The following is a 14,651-nucleotide window of genomic DNA, read 5'->3' on the forward strand; positions in this document are numbered from 1 at the left end:
TTTGTAAATGTTATGCATAGCCTGCCTCGCTGCCCTTTTATGAATCGAAACATACATGGTTACAGAAGGCCTTTAAAAAGGATTGGTATGATTAAATTTTGCAGCACTTTAATTATGACTGATCATCATTCATGTTATCTGTAATACCCACTCTATTAAGAGGCATGATTATGTATCCAGAGCTGTATAAAGCTGCCTCAATTACTAACTTTGTGGACAAGATAAAGGGACCTGTTGTAACCTCTTTGCGTGATAAATGGGATATGTCTGATACACTCATCAACGGAAAGCGTCCCAATAATGCCATTAAATACTGTCATTTATGGAAAGCCCGAATTCCGAAAAATTTACCTGAAGGCGACCACACCCTCATTGTTAGGGTAACGGATATGTTTGGTCGGGAATTTTTTGATGAATACCACTACCGAATTGAGAACAGGTAGATCTAACTCATATTAAATAATTCAGATTGATATATATCAAGATTATTTCCTGTCTTATATCAATGGTGCTGGCTTTATACTCTTTTATGTTATTCGTGAACAAAATGAATAACACCAAATCATACATACTATGACTACTGCAACTAAAGCCCTATGGAAAATTGACCCCACGCACTCTGAAGTGCAATTTAAAGTAAAGCACCTGGTTATTTCGACTGTAACCGGAAGCTTTGATTCCTTTGAAGGCACGATCGAAACGGATGGAGACGATTTTAAAAATGCTAAAGCCACGTTCTCGGCAGATATTGACAGCATTTCAACCAACAACGAAGACCGGGATAAGCATCTGAAATCCGATGATTTCTTCAATGCTGAAGAATATCCACAGTTAAAATTTGAATCCGTGAATTTTGAGAAGTTCAAAGACGGTGAATACAAGGTAACCGGAGATCTAACTATTCGTGACGTTACCAAAAAAGTGTTACTGGATGTAGTTCATGGCGGAACTGTTGTTGATCCTTATGGACAAACCAAAGCCGGGTTCGAGATAAGTGGCTCTATCAATCGTAAAGAATTTGGCTTAACATGGAGTGCAGTTACTGAAGCCGGAAATGTTGTTGTTGGCGACCAGATCAAATTGCAACTGAATGTTCAATTTATTCAAAGCTAAAAGCAATATAATTGATGATGACCTGAAGCGGATACTCCTTAGCAGGATATCCGCTTTTTTATTTTCTTAATTTCACAGTACATTTTTGCTTTCATGCTTAACCCAGTAAAGATGGCATACATGTACGAACAGCTAAAAAGGAGTTTACAACAACATATTACGCTTACCGACGAAGAGTGGGATTTGTGCAAACATAATTTCCGCCCAAAACGTATGCTTAAGAGACAGTTTTTATTGCAGGAAGGCGACGTATGCAGGGAATTGGTTTTTGTTGAAAAGGGAGCACTTTACTCCTATACCTTAGACTTGTCTGGCAATAAGCACGTTATTCGGTTTGCCTTTGATGGATGGTGGATGGCTAATCTACATAGTTTTTTTACAGGCGAACCAACTCGTTTGAACATCGAAGTTCTCGAGGATAGTGAATTACTCATGTTAGACAAGAAAAATCACCAAATACTACTTGAGAAGATCCCTGCTTATGAACGGTATCATCGCATTATTTTACAGAATGCTTACGTGGCTCTGCAGCGCCGCGTGGAAAATGCCCTGGGGTTAACTGCAGAAGAAAAATATGAACGCTTAATTCAAGAAAGTCCGGCTTTTCTCAATCGGGTTCCACAAAACCTGATTGCTTCTTATATCGGTGTCAGCCCTGAAACACTGAGCCGGGTACGGGGTAACTATAACCGTTAGTCTAAAGAAGTTTTCTGCACTCCACATTAATTATTTTCAGTATTTACCCTTTGTTTCTTGATATTTGTCAACGCCTTTCCTTAGCAAATATCAATGCCCTTGCTTCTCAAATCATATACTATGACTAGAGATTAAGCGGTTAGACGAGTTTAAAGTTTAGCACTCCACACAATTTTTAGAATGTGCTGCAATTCAAAACGTCAAACCTTTACATAAATGAGAAAATAAATAGGATTTTATTATGAAACGTTTAGAAAACAAAGTAGCGATCATTACTGGAGCCTCTCAGGGAATGGGTGAATCACACGCTCGAAGATTTATAGCTGAAGGCGCCAAAGTCATCATGACAGACATCAATGAAAAGCGGGGTTCTGAAATTGCCGATGAACTTGGCGAGAACGCTATCTTTATTAAACATGATGTAACTAAACCTGGGGAATGGGAAAATGTTGTTGCCCAAAGTGAAGCCGCATTCGGGCCTGTTAATGTACTGGTAAATAATGCGGGTATTTTAGGACCAATCGCCGAGGCTATCGAATTGACTGAGGATGAATACTCGGATGTTATTTCAATAAATCAGGATGCTGTGTTTTATGGAATGAAATATGTATTACCATCAATGGTGAAATCTGGTGTTGGATCCATTGTAAATATTTCGTCTATTGCTGGAATTGTAGCTATATACGGATATCCCAGCTTGGCTTACATGGGTAGTAAATTTGCGGTAAGGGGAATGACAAAAGCCGTAGCCGTTGAATATGCATCCAAAAATATTCGGGCAAACTCGGTACACCCCGGCTTTATTAAAACTCCTATGATGGCTGCCGCAACTGATGAAGAAGGAGGAGAAGCAACCGGTATGATTCCTTTGGGAAGATTAGCTGAACCCAATGAAGTCAGTGATTTGGTTGTGCTCTTATCTTCTGACGAGTCATCATACATGACAGGAACCGAACAAATAATTGATGGCGGTATGAGTGTCCGATAATGATAAATAAATAGAATATAAGTGGAGCTCCAGTTCTTTTTAATGGTTAAGTCCATAAATGAGAATATTTTAGCTCCCTATACAAAAACCTGTGAAATAAACATCACAGGCTTTTTCATTGATATATATCAAGAGTTTTTCCTATCACATATCAATGGTTTCAAGCCCTTTGACCGGTAAGTTTGCATTGAAATTAATATTCAACTGTAAACGAAAGACCAATATGTCTATAACCAAACAAACTATTGCCATTATTGGAGCGGGTGGATCCATGGGCTCAGCTATTGCAAAAAGCCTGGCTGATGGTAATTACCGACTCTTGTTGTTTGACACAGACCTTGAAAAATTAGGCTCTCTCTCAGAGATCATTCAAAGAAATCATTCGGCTGCTGATCTTGAACCTATGAGTTGTTCGCATGAATCCTGCTGGGAAGCGGATATAATCATTTTCGCGGTTCCCCATTCTGCTGAAAAAGCACTGGCTAAACAAATCAGGGATGTAGCTACCCAAAAGGTTGTAATAAGTATTGCTAACCCTGTGGATGTAGATTTTGAGAACCTTACGACCAGGCCTGACACCAGTGCGGCTGAAGAATTGCAGGAGTGGCTCCCTCACTCTAAGGTCATTAAAGCCTTCAATACCACCTTCGCTGCTGATTTTGAGCAGCCGGTCATCGATGGAAAGCAAACCGATTCCTTTATTGCCGGTAATGACAAGGCGGCCCTAAGAATGGTTAGTGAACTTGTAGAAACCGCAGGATTCAACCCAGTAATTGCAGGCGATCTGACAGTAAGCAGAACACTTGAACGCATGCAGCTTATGTTGATGCAACTGACCATCAAAAATGACTATGAATGGCATGCCGGGTGGAAAATACTACACAACTAAGCTGCCGATAAATTCTAAAACAAAATTAAAGATCTATGATACTTGTAACCGGAGCAAACGGACAATTGGGTACTCAAACCATTGACTTTTTACTGAAAAAAAAGTCCCCTACTAAAATTGCCGGATTAGTGCGAAGCGAAAGCAAAGGGGCTGACCTTAAAGATAAAGGTATAGAAATCAGAATTGGTGATTATGCCGATTATGATAGCATGATATCTGCCCTTCAGGGTGTTAATACCTTACTCTTAATTTCATCCAGTACATTAGACGGACGAGTACAGCAGCATCAGAACGTGATTGAGGCTGCAAAGGAGGTTGGGGTAAACCACATTTTATATACCAGCATCGTAAAAGCTGATCAAAAGTTAAGTCCCCTTTCTTCTGACCATGCCGAAACGGAAAATCTTCTTAAAGAATCAGGAATTACCTATACCATATATCGCCATACGTTCTACATGGAATTTTTACCCCTGTTTTTAGGCAATGCCTTTGAAACCGGGGAGTGGGCTTTCCCATCAGACGGTAAGGCCATAAACCTTGCTTTACGTTCAGAGATGGCTGAAGTATTAGCGTATGGATTGACAGAAGCGGATAATCATAAAAATAAAACCTACGAAATTACTTCAGGTACAACATATACACTTACGGAAATCACGCATTTACTTAATGAAGTGGCAGGCCGTAACATTTCGTACAGAGATATATCGGTAACTGACTTCAGGAACGCCCTTCAAAAAATTGGACTCTCTGAAGAACAAATAGCAATGAGTCTGATGACGGCAACAACATTCGCAAACGGGGCATTGGAATTCACTTCTGATGATATGAAAGAGCTGCTCGGGCGTAAACCTACCGGACTCGACGAGTTTATCAAAGAACTTATTTAATCAACCATAAAACAAATACAACCTATATACACCAATGAAAAAACTAACATTCATTTTTACACTTTTAGTAATGCCGCTCAGCCTCTTCGCTCAGGATAACTGGGTAGAAGATCCGGCTCACTCCAAACTTGGATTTACTGTGACTCACCTGGGTATCGCTGATGTTCCGGGCCATTTCAATGATTACAAAGTAACGATTACCTCCTCAGAAGAGGACTTCAGTGATGCACAAGTTGAACTTATCGTTCAAACCGCCTCCATCGATACCCGGGTTGATCAGCGTAATGATCACCTTAAAAGTGCTGATTTCTTTAATGTAGAGCAGTACCCAACCATGACTTTTAAAAGTACCGGCATCTCTAAAATCGCCGAGCATACTTACAAATTAACCGGTGACCTGACCTTGCATGGTATTACTAAACAAGTAACTGTTGACATGATCTACCGCGGACAAGTCCAAAATGAAATGACCTATGGCGCTCTGAAAGCCGGTATTCAAATTACCGGAACCATTGACCGTTCAGAATTTGACCTTGGTAATGGATTCCCCCCACCTATGATCAGCAATGATGTGAGAATCAAAGCTGATGGTGAATTTATCAAAGAAGAAAACTAACTGACTTAAGAAAACCTTTTTAGTTGCCTCAAAGATGAATCTTTGAGGCTTCTTTTAATTGATGTTCAAACTATTTACAAAGAATCATGAAAGACTCCTACACGGCTCCACCTAAAACCCGCATCGGGCACGTGCACTTGAAAGTATCAGACCTCGACAAAGCCCTTGAGTTTTACAGGGACCTGCTGGGTTTCGAGCTGACTACAATGTATGGGGATCAGGCTGCATTTCTGTCAGCCGGTGGGTACCACCATCATATCGGATTAAATACCTGGCATAGCAAAGACCAATCCCCTGCCCCACGCAATAGCCCGGGTTTGTATCACACAGCATTTTTGTACCCATCCCGAAAGGATCTTGCAATCATTTTGAAGAGACTTATCGATAAAGGTTATACCATTGGTGGAGCAAGTGACCATGGTGTTTCAGAAGCCATTTACCTGCAGGATCCTGATGGAAACGGAGTTGAGCTTTATCGGGACCGTCCCAAAGAAAATTGGGAGTACAGTGAAGATGGCTCAATAAATATGGTTACCAAACCATTAGACCTAAAAGGTCTTCTTAAAGAACTGGATGAGTGATCATCTGTTAACCTTTTTTATATCAAATATTAAAAACAAAGCTTTACTTACCATTATGAAAAAATTAAAACTAACCTATTGGATCTCTACTTTACTGTTTAGCGGAATGATGCTATTCAGCGCAACCATGTATTTTACCAGCCCTGAAATGTCACAGACCTTTCAACACTTAGGATTCCCGGATTATTTTCGAGTGGAATTAGGTATAGCTAAGTATATCGGTGTTCTTCTTTTACTTGCTCCCTTTTACGGACTCCTAAAGGAATGGGTCTATGCCGGATTCACGATAAATATGATTTCAGGAAGCATCGCACATGCGGCACTGGGAGACCCTATTTCAGCATCAGTAACTCCACTTGTGATGCTTGGGATTTTAGGGGTCTCATATTATACCCTTCATAGATTGGATGATGATGTACAACCTGCTGTAGTGAAAAACATAGTTCAAACCGCCTCTTAATACGTTTGCTATGACTCATATTACCAAAGCCGATAAAAGACGCGTAGTGAATCGGGGACCGTTTACTTCACGGTTCCTGCCACTCGGCACACCTTTGAAAGATTTGGATGACCATGGTCTTGCCCAGATCGGACGACTGGAACACGCCACCCTTAAAGGCGGTGCGTTGGTACCCATGCACATGCACCAAAATGAGGAGATCTTATCCTATTTACGAAAGGGAACCATGCATCATAAAGACAGTAATGAAAACGATCTGGGTATTAATAACACCTACTTCATGCTGATGAATGCCGGAAGCGGGATTTATCATGAAGAAGGAGTTCAGGAAGGCGATGAAACCGTAGAAATGCTGCAGATCTTTATTCGTCCGAAAGCCGACGGGCTCAAACCAAAGATCCAGTTTCATGAACCCGGCAGTACGTATAGCTTGAATGCCTGGCGCTTGCTAGCCGGACATGAACGCTCTGAGGCACCTATGATCTTCAGAAGTGAGGTTCTTTTTTATGATGTACGCCTGGAACAGAACAAAATCTTACAAACGCCGGATCTAAATGATAATACCGGATTTATGTATGTATTTAATGGAAATCTCACTATAGAAAACAACGGTAAAACCATTGAAAAAGGTGATTCTATTGTGATTAAAGATGAGAAGCTAATCCTAAAAAGTAACCGGAATTCAGACCTGGTCTTTTTTGCATTGAATGAGAAAGCACCTTACAGCCGAAATGGACTCTTTGCAAAATAAAAAAGAGCGCATCCTATTTTAGTAAAGCCTGTAAGAAAGTACTTACAGGCTTTTTTAATGACAAATATCAAGGGTATTTCTTAGCAGAAGTCAAGGAGAATTGGCGGGGCTTGAGGTAGATTAATACCAGCATAAATGATTAAATCTAAACCAAAATAAAGGTGAATATTATGAAACGATTAGAAAATAAAGTGGCTCTAATAACCGGAGGAGCAGCAGGTATAGGTAAAGAAACAGCTTTGTTATTTGCAAAAGAAGGTGCAAAGGTTGTGATAACTGATATTGATGAAGAAAAGGGCCATGAGACCTTAGATGAAATAAAACAGATAAACACAGAGGCTCTATTCTTTAAACATGACGTCAGTCAGGAAGAAGATTGGAAACAAGTTGTCGCTAAAATAATTGAAGAATTTAATAAAATTGATATCCTGTTTAATAATGCCGGGATTTACATCATCAAATCAATTCCGGAAACTAATATCGAGACCTGGAACCGTTTAATGAGTATCAATGTGACAGGTGTGTTTCTTGGTCTTAAACATGTACTTCCTAAAATGGAGAAAAAACAGGCAGGATCAGTAATTAACTCTTCCTCATTAGCTGGTCTAACCGGTGCCCCCGGTCATACTCTCTACGGAGCAAGCAAAGGTGCCGTTCGTGTGATGACCAAGGATGCCGCAGCTGAGTATGCTTCCAAAGGAATTCGAATAAATTCAATACACCCGGGGTATATAACCACTGAAATGGCTGATTATGCATCAGAAATAACAAACCTGTCAAAAGAAGAACTTGATTCTACATATCCGTTAGGTCGAATGGGTAAACCATCAGAAGTAGCAAATATGGCTTTATTCCTGGCATCCGATGAATCTTCATTTTCTACAGGAGCAGAATTTGTCATAGATGGTGGATCTTCTGCCATTCAGTGAGAATAAGAAGTGACTGTCTTTAATGGAGACATCGATCAAAGCCTGTGAAGTTATATTCACGGGCTTTTTTAATAGGTTCCAACAAATGTAAACCAAAGATCTAAATTCAAAATATTGATGATAATGCAGCGGAAGGCATTAATATGAAACTATTTGCTGTGTGTTTGCCTCTCTCAAAAACACATCATCCCATAGGCATGGTCAGGTCAATAAATCTCTTAGATCTTGCCATTAATACCTCTATAAACACTCAAAAGAAATAAGGTTGTGACAAAATACAAGATCACTCAAACAACGATGCTGAGTTAAGTACCTGCCAGTAATTGGGATTGGGACTAAGCCCCGATCTGAAAACATCTTTTGCATCTGCCTTTGAGATCGAAACTTTAACATATCCCCTGAAGTATCCCTCTTTCTCAACAGCTGATTTGTTAGATACAGCACCTTCACCTTCAATAGCCTGACCGGCATTTCGTAACATGATCAAAAATTCAGGTGAGTCAACCGTGACATTTCCGCTTTCAGAAATGGATTTGCGGGTTTCTTCCACCAACTCAGACACACCCGTTTCCAGATTTGCACGGGCTTGAAGCTCTGCATTTCTAATGGCTGAGATCGAGTCACTTGCAACGGCTTCACCATAACCGGCAAAGGATGTGGAATCTGACTCAAAAGCTTTGGTTTGATACCAAGATGGGAAATCCGGTGTATCCGGTTCGGTTTGTTGAGGTGTTGTAGTGGTTTCTGTGGATGCGCAGCCTGATACTGCAACAGTTAGAGCCGTTATGACGATGAATAGTCTGAAAATTTTTATCATTGATCTTTTTCTAACCGGATATAGCCTGACGCTCCTTCATCATCTTTGTAACGAAGGGTTACCGATCGGTTTGAAGTTAAATTTTGGGTCAGAAGTTCTTCTAATCTCCCGAGATTCTCAACCTTTTTTCCATCTATTTCTGTGATCTGATGATCTTCTCTCATTCCCCGGTTCCAGGCTTCCGAATATTTGTACACATGATGCACATAGATGTCTTGCTCTGCCGGATCTTCGGGATTAGCAATTCCGATCAGCCTGAACCCAAGTTCAAATTCCTTGTACTCAATACCTCCATTATTGCCTTCGGGTATTTCATTCGGTATTAGGTTCTCTTCATTGGCAGCTATTTCAGGAATTTCCTCTGGTTCCTGAAGTTTGAGTGGTACTTCACGATCGAAGATATCGCCGTCCCGTAAGATAGTTAGCCTTACATTTTCACCGGGACTCAAAACAGCCACCTGTTGCTGAAGTTGATTCGCCTCATTCACTTCAACTCCATTTACACGAAGCACCACATCACCGGATATCAACCCCGATTCAGAGGCTGCTCCATCTCTGCTGACTGATAAAATTTCTACGCCTCTTACTGTTTCCATTCCTTTTTCTACGGCACGGTTATAATCAATGGCCGCAATGGATACACCCAATAGTGCCCGCCTTACCTGACCATATTCAATGATATCCTGAGCAACTTTAATGGCAAGATTACTTGGTACCGCAAACCCATATCCCTGATAGGTTCCGGTTTGTGAGGCTATGGCCGTGTTAATACCTACCAGCTGGCCACTCGTGTTAACCAAAGCCCCACCGCTGTTTCCTTTGTTGATGGCTGCATCTGTCTGAATGAAACTTTCGATACGCATTCTGTCATTAATGATCTGAACATCCCGGCTTAGTGCACTGACAATACCGGCCGTTACGGTAGAGCGTAATCGAAATGGATTTCCAATAGCTAACACCCATTCCCCTACGTCGATCGTTTCAGAATCACCAACGGTCACTTTTGGAAGATCCGTCCCGTTGATCTTAATGACCGCAAGGTCTGTACTGGTATCAAAACCGATCATCTGTGCCGGATATTCACGCTTGTCACTCAGCACTACATTCAGTCCATTTTCAACAGCTCCCTCTACGACGTGATGATTGGTCAGTATGTAGCCGTCAGATGTGATCAAAACTCCGGAGCCAACGGTTCGTGCTCGCTGAGGCATCAACCGATCCCAGATACTTTCATCGTCTTCCAGGTCTTCTTCCTCGAACCGATGATTTTCATCATTAGGAATGGTTCCCTCAATTGGGACGATCGCTTCGATATATACTACGGTAGGCGTAACCTCTTCCGCAATCTTACGGAATAGGAAACGGGCATCAGAATTTTCAAGGGCTTCATCACTGATAAATGGATCGGTACTTCGGTTGATCTCAGTCACCCGCACTTCTGACAATGGAGCAAGTTCTTTGTTTATAGAATACAATGCGATCAAAGTGCCTATGGTGACACCTATCATCAGCAATAAAATTCCTGTAAGGATCAGATCTTTTCGTTTCATAATAAATCAGATTAATAGCATCTGCTCGAAGATAGAATCAGATTTTCGCTCCTGATATCCTTCAATATGATATTTAAAATATACATCTAAATGATGAACAAGTTGTTTCAACTCTCCGTTGCCAAAATGAACGTCAAATATTTTACTGTTTCTGCCGGCCATAGCCAAGACCATAAAATGAGTTTGGGCAACTGTTAGTTTATAAGATAATTCATCCTCAGAATGTTCCGAGAGATTACCGCTCGATATGTTGAGGTACGCATTTGCAGGAATTTCCTCCATGCTGCTTACCAGGCCAAAACCGATTATGTCGGCTAACCTGATCTGCACGTACGCAAAAAGAGAGGCATAGGTTTCTTCCGAGCTACCAAGCCACTTTATGAAGGTCATAACAAAATCAAAGACCGGTTCATTTACTTCATGTTCATGAACAACCTGTGATATTAACTCAAGGGTGGCATATAAAATTGCTGTCTTTTCCAGATCGGTTCTGAAACTTTGATCTGAATAGAAAATGGAAGCTTCTGTCAGGGTTTGAACCCCACGTGATTGTTTATAATAGTAAACCACATCCAGTACTGCCCCGGTTTCCAGAATCCCGGCCAGCTTGTTTTTTGGCTTTTTTGCCCCCTTGGCAATGAGTGCGATCTTTCCGTGCTCTTCAGACAGAACCGTAATTATCTTACTTGATTCCTGATAATCTATGGCCCTTAAAATAATTGCCTTGGTGTGTACGATCATGTCTCAATGAACTCAATCCTGAAATTAAAGTAAATATCAAGCCTCTCCTTTAACACATCGAAAATTTCGTAAACATCTTCGAGTTCCTCATCTTCTGCTTTCACAATTCGAACGTAACCATTTTTGGTGATCAGGTCTAACGTAAACCACTCGGTTGGCTTCATGCCTTTTCCAAATAATGCCCGACCACTGTCCAAATTCGAAAGTAAAATTTCATCGATCTCTCCGAATCCTAAGGTCTGAATTTTCAAACGAAAGTAACCGAAGAATTTATAGTACTTGGTAATCGTGTAGCTATCAGTATCGAATTCAAATTCATACCGTGAAAAGATCTTCTGCAGCACCGCAAAAGCAAAGATGAAAAAGAACAGAGCAAACACAAACCCAAGTATAAAACTCGAAAAAAAGAGCAGGAAGTCGATCAGTGTGAAACTGGATTCGACTCCCAGAAATACAATATTACGGTCTTTATACAGGTCGTAATTCAATGAGTAGGTTTGCTCTTGGTCACTGTTCTCTATGTTTGAATGACACCGGTTTTGAATTCCTCGATCTCCGGATTCAGATTAGCACAACTTATGGCCTTGGAAATACGATCCCGCGTTTCAAGGGGATTGATGATCCCATCTACCCACAAACGTGAGGCGGCGTATCGGACATCCGTCTGATGGTCGTAGCGATCACTGATCTCTTTCATGATCTTTTCCTGTTCCTCTTCACTGACTTCCTTGCCTTTCTTCTTCATCGCAGCTACCTGTATTTGCATCAAAGTTTTTGAAGCAGATGCCCCACTCATAACTGCGATCTTGGCCGTTGGCCATGCATACATGAACCGTGGATCATACGCCCGACCACACATGGCATAATTACCGGCACCGTAACTGTTACCTGTCACAATGGTGATCTTAGGTACGGTACTGTTGCTCATGGCGTTCACCATTTTGGCTCCATCCTTGATGATCCCGCCATGTTCACTGCGCTTGCCGATCATGAACCCGGTCACATCCTGAAAGAAGATCAATGGAATTTTTTTCTGATTGCAATTCATGATGAACCGGGCAGCTTTATCAGCACTGTCTGAATAGATCACTCCGCCGATCTGCATCTCTCCCTGCTTGGTTCGGTTGATATTTCGCTGATTGGCGACGATCCCAACACTCCAGCCATCTATCCGGGCATAACCGGTGATCAATGTTTGCCCATATCCCTTCTTAAATTCGGTAAAGCTGTCTTCATCAACGATACAATCCAGAATGTCATAGGTGTCATAGGGGCTGGTTCGTGATTCAGGAAGAATATCAAAGATATCGCTGGCCGGACGTTTAGGTTCTTTTGCTTCCTTACGATTGAAGCCTGCAGTCTCAAAAGGCCCAAGTTTATCAACCAGGTCTCTTATGGTGGCCAGGCATTCCTCGTCATCCTCCATTTTATAATCGGTTACGCCGGAGATCTCAGTATGAGTGGTAGCCCCTCCCAGAGTTTCATTATCCACGTCTTCACCAATAGCGGCTTTCACGAGGTAACTTCCAGCCAGAAATACACTCCCGGTTCCATCCACGATCAGCGCTTCATCACTCATAATAGGCAGATATGCTCCACCGGCCACGCAGCTTCCCATGATCGCTGCGATCTGAGGAATGCCTTTAGCAGATATCACCGCATTATTTCTGAACATTCTGCCAAAGTGATCCTTATCCGGAAAGATCTCATCCTGCATGGGCAAAAACACACCGGCAGAATCTACCAGGTAGATCAATGGAATATGGTTTTCAATGGCGATCTCTTGCGCTCTCAAATTCTTTTTGGCTGTGATCGGGAACCAGGCTCCGGCTTTCACTGTGGCATCGTTCGCAACGATCATACACTTTCGGCCACTTACCTCTCCGATACCGGTGATCACTCCACCTGCAGGACAACCACCCTGCTCTTCGTACATTTCATACCCGGCCCAAAGACCAAGTTCATAGAAATCTGAGTCTTCATCAGTTAGAAGCTTAATGCGTTCTCTGGCTGTTAGCTTACCTTTGCCGTGTTCCTTATCAATACGTTTCTGGCCTCCACCCAGTTTGATCTGACCTTCAATTTCTCCAAATTCTTCGATTAGTTGGTGAAGCCAGTTTTTGGTAGCGCTTCCGGTTGATGTACTCATAAACAGCTGAAATTTACTTTTATAATGATTAATGAAATGGTGCGTTGAAAATAGGGATTATATTTAATCAGTAAACCCCGATATTCAATAAATTCATTCAAAAGGTTTTAAAGTATGTATAAGTTTATTGCAGTGCTGTTGGTCTTTCTTGGGATATCTCATTCTACCACGGCTCAAAGAGTCTCTTATCCCCAATTGGTGAACCGGTCTGAAATTCCGCAGATATTTATTAACGACATCGTTATACCGCATAGTGACAGTGCTTCAACCCTAATGTTCTCTTTTCGGTTCAACTACGATTTCATTCCTTTCAGAAGAGTTCAAGTCTCTGAGATCAGTCAGGCTCCTGAGAATGCAGAGTATTACTCTACACTCCGGTTCAGTGCTGAGGTATTTGAGGGTACCATAAAGAAACGAAACAGCCCGGCCACAAACACAGCCGGCAGAGATACTTGGACCGATACCCTTTTTGTTGAAAATTTTGAAGAAACACAGACCAATAACCAATATGCATCCGGTGCACTGACTGCAACACTTGAACCGGGTACCTATAATTACGTGCTACAGCTTTCCATGCTGCAGGAAATCAATGAACGAAGTACCCAACGCAGGGAGATCAAAGTCCCTGTGCTCTCCGGGAAGGATAAAGGAGAGATCTACCTTGTGCGGTCAGTAGATGAATCTCCCACAGGAACGAAATTCCTGCTAATGAATATGGAAGACAATATTGAATTTGGAAAAGATTTCACGGCCCTGGTCAGATTACCAGATTATGATCCGGATAAAAATTATTCAGTTGAAGTTCGGAAAGTCTCTGAAGACCGGAATTCAGATCCTATGTACGAAAAAGAGCTCTCGAACGAGCTATTTTTTACCAATTCTTCTCTGAGTATCCATAAAGACACAGACCCTGCATTGATCCTGAACGAATCAGGACCCTTCACCTATGCCGTTATACCTATCCCATCCAGTCAATTTGATAACTCCAGTTATACACTTGTGCTTAATGACACTAAAACAGACAGCACCGTGGCAGAGCGCAAGTTTCAAACATATTGGCAGAATATGCCGGCCAGCCTGTATAACCTTGATATTGCCATCAACATGTTGAAATTCATTTTGCCGGAAGATGAAGTTGAGCAACTTGGACGGGGCTCAGATAAACAAAAAGAACAAAAATTCAGGGAATTCTGGGATAGCCGTGATCCAACCCCTAATACGGTGTTTAATGAACTGATGGCTGAATATTATCGCAGAATAGATCACGCCTTTAAGGAGTTTGGTAGCCAGCAGGAACCCATGGGGCATGAAAGTGACCGTGGAGAGATCTATATAAAATTTGGACCGCCAAGTTCAAAAGAGAGAGTCTTCCCACCCGGTGGAAAGACCCGTGAAACCTGGAAATACCCAAACCAAACCTTTGTGTTTGAAGCCGTTTCAGGATTCGGTGATTTCAAACTTATCGGAAAACAGTAAGGTTATGG

At 41.7% G+C, this 14,651-nt stretch carries 17 protein-coding genes; 12 read left to right on the forward strand and 5 right to left on the reverse strand.

Going from position 1 to position 14,651, the window contains the following annotated elements; all coding sequences use genetic code 11:
* Positions 1-170 precede the first annotated feature (170 nt).
* From C3B73_RS06405 to C3B73_RS06455, 11 genes are all read left to right on the forward strand, one after another.
* Complete coding sequence (locus C3B73_RS06405) at positions 171-443, forward strand: hypothetical protein (protein ID WP_157939440.1); 273 nt, start codon at positions 171-173, stop codon at positions 441-443.
* A gap of 130 nt (positions 444-573) precedes the next feature.
* Positions 574-1,113 carry a YceI family protein gene (locus tag C3B73_RS06410; protein ID WP_103664775.1) on the forward strand — a complete coding sequence of 180 codons (540 nt, stop codon included), beginning with the start codon at positions 574-576 and terminating at the stop codon, positions 1,111-1,113.
* A 111-nt stretch (positions 1,114-1,224) separates the two neighbouring features.
* Positions 1,225-1,809, forward strand: coding sequence for a Crp/Fnr family transcriptional regulator (locus C3B73_RS06415; protein ID WP_232803046.1), 585 nt, complete (start codon positions 1,225-1,227; stop codon positions 1,807-1,809).
* 241 nt (positions 1,810-2,050) lie between these two features.
* Complete coding sequence (locus C3B73_RS06420; protein ID WP_103664776.1) at positions 2,051-2,797, forward strand: glucose 1-dehydrogenase; 747 nt, start codon at positions 2,051-2,053, stop codon at positions 2,795-2,797.
* Between the two features lie 223 nt (positions 2,798-3,020).
* On the forward strand, positions 3,021-3,686 hold the full coding sequence (locus C3B73_RS06425) for an NADPH-dependent F420 reductase (RefSeq protein WP_103664777.1): 666 nt from the start codon (positions 3,021-3,023) through the stop codon (positions 3,684-3,686).
* A gap of 35 nt (positions 3,687-3,721) precedes the next feature.
* Positions 3,722-4,573: an SDR family oxidoreductase gene (locus tag C3B73_RS06430; RefSeq protein ID WP_103664778.1), complete on the forward strand. Its 852-nt coding sequence runs from the start codon at positions 3,722-3,724 to the stop codon at positions 4,571-4,573.
* Positions 4,574-4,607: 34 nt separating this feature from the next.
* Complete coding sequence (locus C3B73_RS06435; RefSeq protein ID WP_103664779.1) at positions 4,608-5,189, forward strand: YceI family protein; 582 nt, start codon at positions 4,608-4,610, stop codon at positions 5,187-5,189.
* An 86-nt stretch (positions 5,190-5,275) separates the two neighbouring features.
* Positions 5,276-5,770: a VOC family protein gene (locus C3B73_RS06440; protein WP_103664780.1), complete on the forward strand. Its 495-nt coding sequence runs from the start codon at positions 5,276-5,278 to the stop codon at positions 5,768-5,770.
* 55 nt (positions 5,771-5,825) lie between these two features.
* Positions 5,826-6,230: a DoxX family protein gene (locus C3B73_RS06445; protein ID WP_103664868.1), complete on the forward strand. Its 405-nt coding sequence runs from the start codon at positions 5,826-5,828 to the stop codon at positions 6,228-6,230.
* Positions 6,231-6,240: 10 nt separating this feature from the next.
* Positions 6,241-6,981 (forward strand): pirin family protein, encoded by a 741-nt coding sequence (locus C3B73_RS06450; protein WP_103664781.1) that lies wholly within the window; start codon positions 6,241-6,243, stop codon positions 6,979-6,981.
* 170 nt (positions 6,982-7,151) lie between these two features.
* Positions 7,152-7,910 carry an SDR family NAD(P)-dependent oxidoreductase gene (locus C3B73_RS06455; protein ID WP_103664782.1) on the forward strand — a complete coding sequence of 253 codons (759 nt, stop codon included), beginning with the start codon at positions 7,152-7,154 and terminating at the stop codon, positions 7,908-7,910.
* Positions 7,911-8,193: 283 nt separating this feature from the next.
* On the opposite strand, the gene C3B73_RS06460 is transcribed toward C3B73_RS06455, so the two are convergent.
* From C3B73_RS06460 to C3B73_RS06480, 5 genes are read right to left on the reverse strand one after another with little or no spacing between them, the layout of a single operon-like run.
* Positions 8,194-8,727, reverse strand: a complete 534-nt coding sequence (locus C3B73_RS06460; RefSeq protein ID WP_103664783.1) for a hypothetical protein — start codon at positions 8,725-8,727, stop codon at positions 8,194-8,196.
* The gene (locus C3B73_RS06465; protein WP_103664784.1) at positions 8,724-10,277 is read right to left on the reverse strand and encodes a trypsin-like peptidase domain-containing protein; all 1,554 of its coding nucleotides are present in this window, start codon (positions 10,275-10,277) and stop codon (positions 8,724-8,726) included. The genes C3B73_RS06460 and C3B73_RS06465 overlap by 4 nt, the downstream gene beginning before the upstream one ends.
* 6 nt (positions 10,278-10,283) lie before the next feature.
* On the reverse strand, positions 10,284-11,018 hold the full coding sequence (gene recO / locus C3B73_RS06470; RefSeq protein ID WP_103664785.1) for a DNA repair protein RecO: 735 nt from the start codon (positions 11,016-11,018) through the stop codon (positions 10,284-10,286).
* Positions 11,015-11,506, reverse strand: coding sequence for a hypothetical protein (locus tag C3B73_RS06475; protein WP_103664786.1), 492 nt, complete (start codon positions 11,504-11,506; stop codon positions 11,015-11,017). The genes recO and C3B73_RS06475 overlap by 4 nt, the downstream gene beginning before the upstream one ends.
* Before the next feature lie 29 nt (positions 11,507-11,535).
* The gene (locus C3B73_RS06480) at positions 11,536-13,167 is read right to left on the reverse strand and encodes an acyl-CoA carboxylase subunit beta (protein WP_103664787.1); all 1,632 of its coding nucleotides are present in this window, start codon (positions 13,165-13,167) and stop codon (positions 11,536-11,538) included.
* Positions 13,168-13,281: 114 nt separating this feature from the next.
* Here C3B73_RS06480 and C3B73_RS06485 point away from each other — a divergent pair, with 114 nt between their 5' ends.
* Positions 13,282-14,643, forward strand: coding sequence for a GWxTD domain-containing protein (locus C3B73_RS06485; protein WP_103664788.1), 1,362 nt, complete (start codon positions 13,282-13,284; stop codon positions 14,641-14,643).
* The last annotated feature ends 8 nt before the right edge of the window (positions 14,644-14,651 follow it).

Source organism: Gracilimonas amylolytica (assembly GCF_002911695.1).
Lineage (GTDB): Bacteria > Bacteroidota > Rhodothermia > Balneolales > Balneolaceae > Gracilimonas > Gracilimonas amylolytica.

Excerpts from the sequence above, each read along its gene's own strand:
- C3B73_RS06405 (WP_157939440.1), top strand. The coding sequence starts at position 171 with ATGTATCCAGAGCTGTATAAAGCTGCCTCAATTACTAACTTTGTGGAC.
- C3B73_RS06445 (WP_103664868.1), top strand. The coding sequence starts at position 5,826 with ATGAAAAAATTAAAACTAACCTATTGGATCTCTACTTTACTGTTTAGC.
- C3B73_RS06440 (WP_103664780.1), top strand. The coding sequence starts at position 5,276 with ATGAAAGACTCCTACACGGCTCCACCTAAAACCCGCATCGGGCACGTG.
- C3B73_RS06435 (WP_103664779.1), top strand. The coding sequence starts at position 4,608 with ATGAAAAAACTAACATTCATTTTTACACTTTTAGTAATGCCGCTCAGC.
- C3B73_RS06410 (WP_103664775.1), top strand. The coding sequence starts at position 574 with ATGACTACTGCAACTAAAGCCCTATGGAAAATTGACCCCACGCACTCT.
- C3B73_RS06425 (WP_103664777.1), top strand. The coding sequence starts at position 3,021 with ATGTCTATAACCAAACAAACTATTGCCATTATTGGAGCGGGTGGATCC.
- C3B73_RS06465 (WP_103664784.1), bottom strand. The coding sequence starts at position 10,277 with ATGAAACGAAAAGATCTGATCCTTACAGGAATTTTATTGCTGATGATA.
- C3B73_RS06455 (WP_103664782.1), top strand. The coding sequence starts at position 7,152 with ATGAAACGATTAGAAAATAAAGTGGCTCTAATAACCGGAGGAGCAGCA.
- C3B73_RS06485 (WP_103664788.1), top strand. The coding sequence starts at position 13,282 with ATGTATAAGTTTATTGCAGTGCTGTTGGTCTTTCTTGGGATATCTCAT.
- C3B73_RS06480 (WP_103664787.1), bottom strand. The coding sequence starts at position 13,167 with ATGAGTACATCAACCGGAAGCGCTACCAAAAACTGGCTTCACCAACTA.
- recO (WP_103664785.1), bottom strand. The coding sequence starts at position 11,018 with ATGATCGTACACACCAAGGCAATTATTTTAAGGGCCATAGATTATCAG.
- C3B73_RS06460 (WP_103664783.1), bottom strand. The coding sequence starts at position 8,727 with ATGATAAAAATTTTCAGACTATTCATCGTCATAACGGCTCTAACTGTT.
- C3B73_RS06450 (WP_103664781.1), top strand. The coding sequence starts at position 6,241 with ATGACTCATATTACCAAAGCCGATAAAAGACGCGTAGTGAATCGGGGA.
- C3B73_RS06415 (WP_232803046.1), top strand. The coding sequence starts at position 1,225 with ATGGCATACATGTACGAACAGCTAAAAAGGAGTTTACAACAACATATT.
- C3B73_RS06430 (WP_103664778.1), top strand. The coding sequence starts at position 3,722 with ATGATACTTGTAACCGGAGCAAACGGACAATTGGGTACTCAAACCATT.
- C3B73_RS06420 (WP_103664776.1), top strand. The coding sequence starts at position 2,051 with ATGAAACGTTTAGAAAACAAAGTAGCGATCATTACTGGAGCCTCTCAG.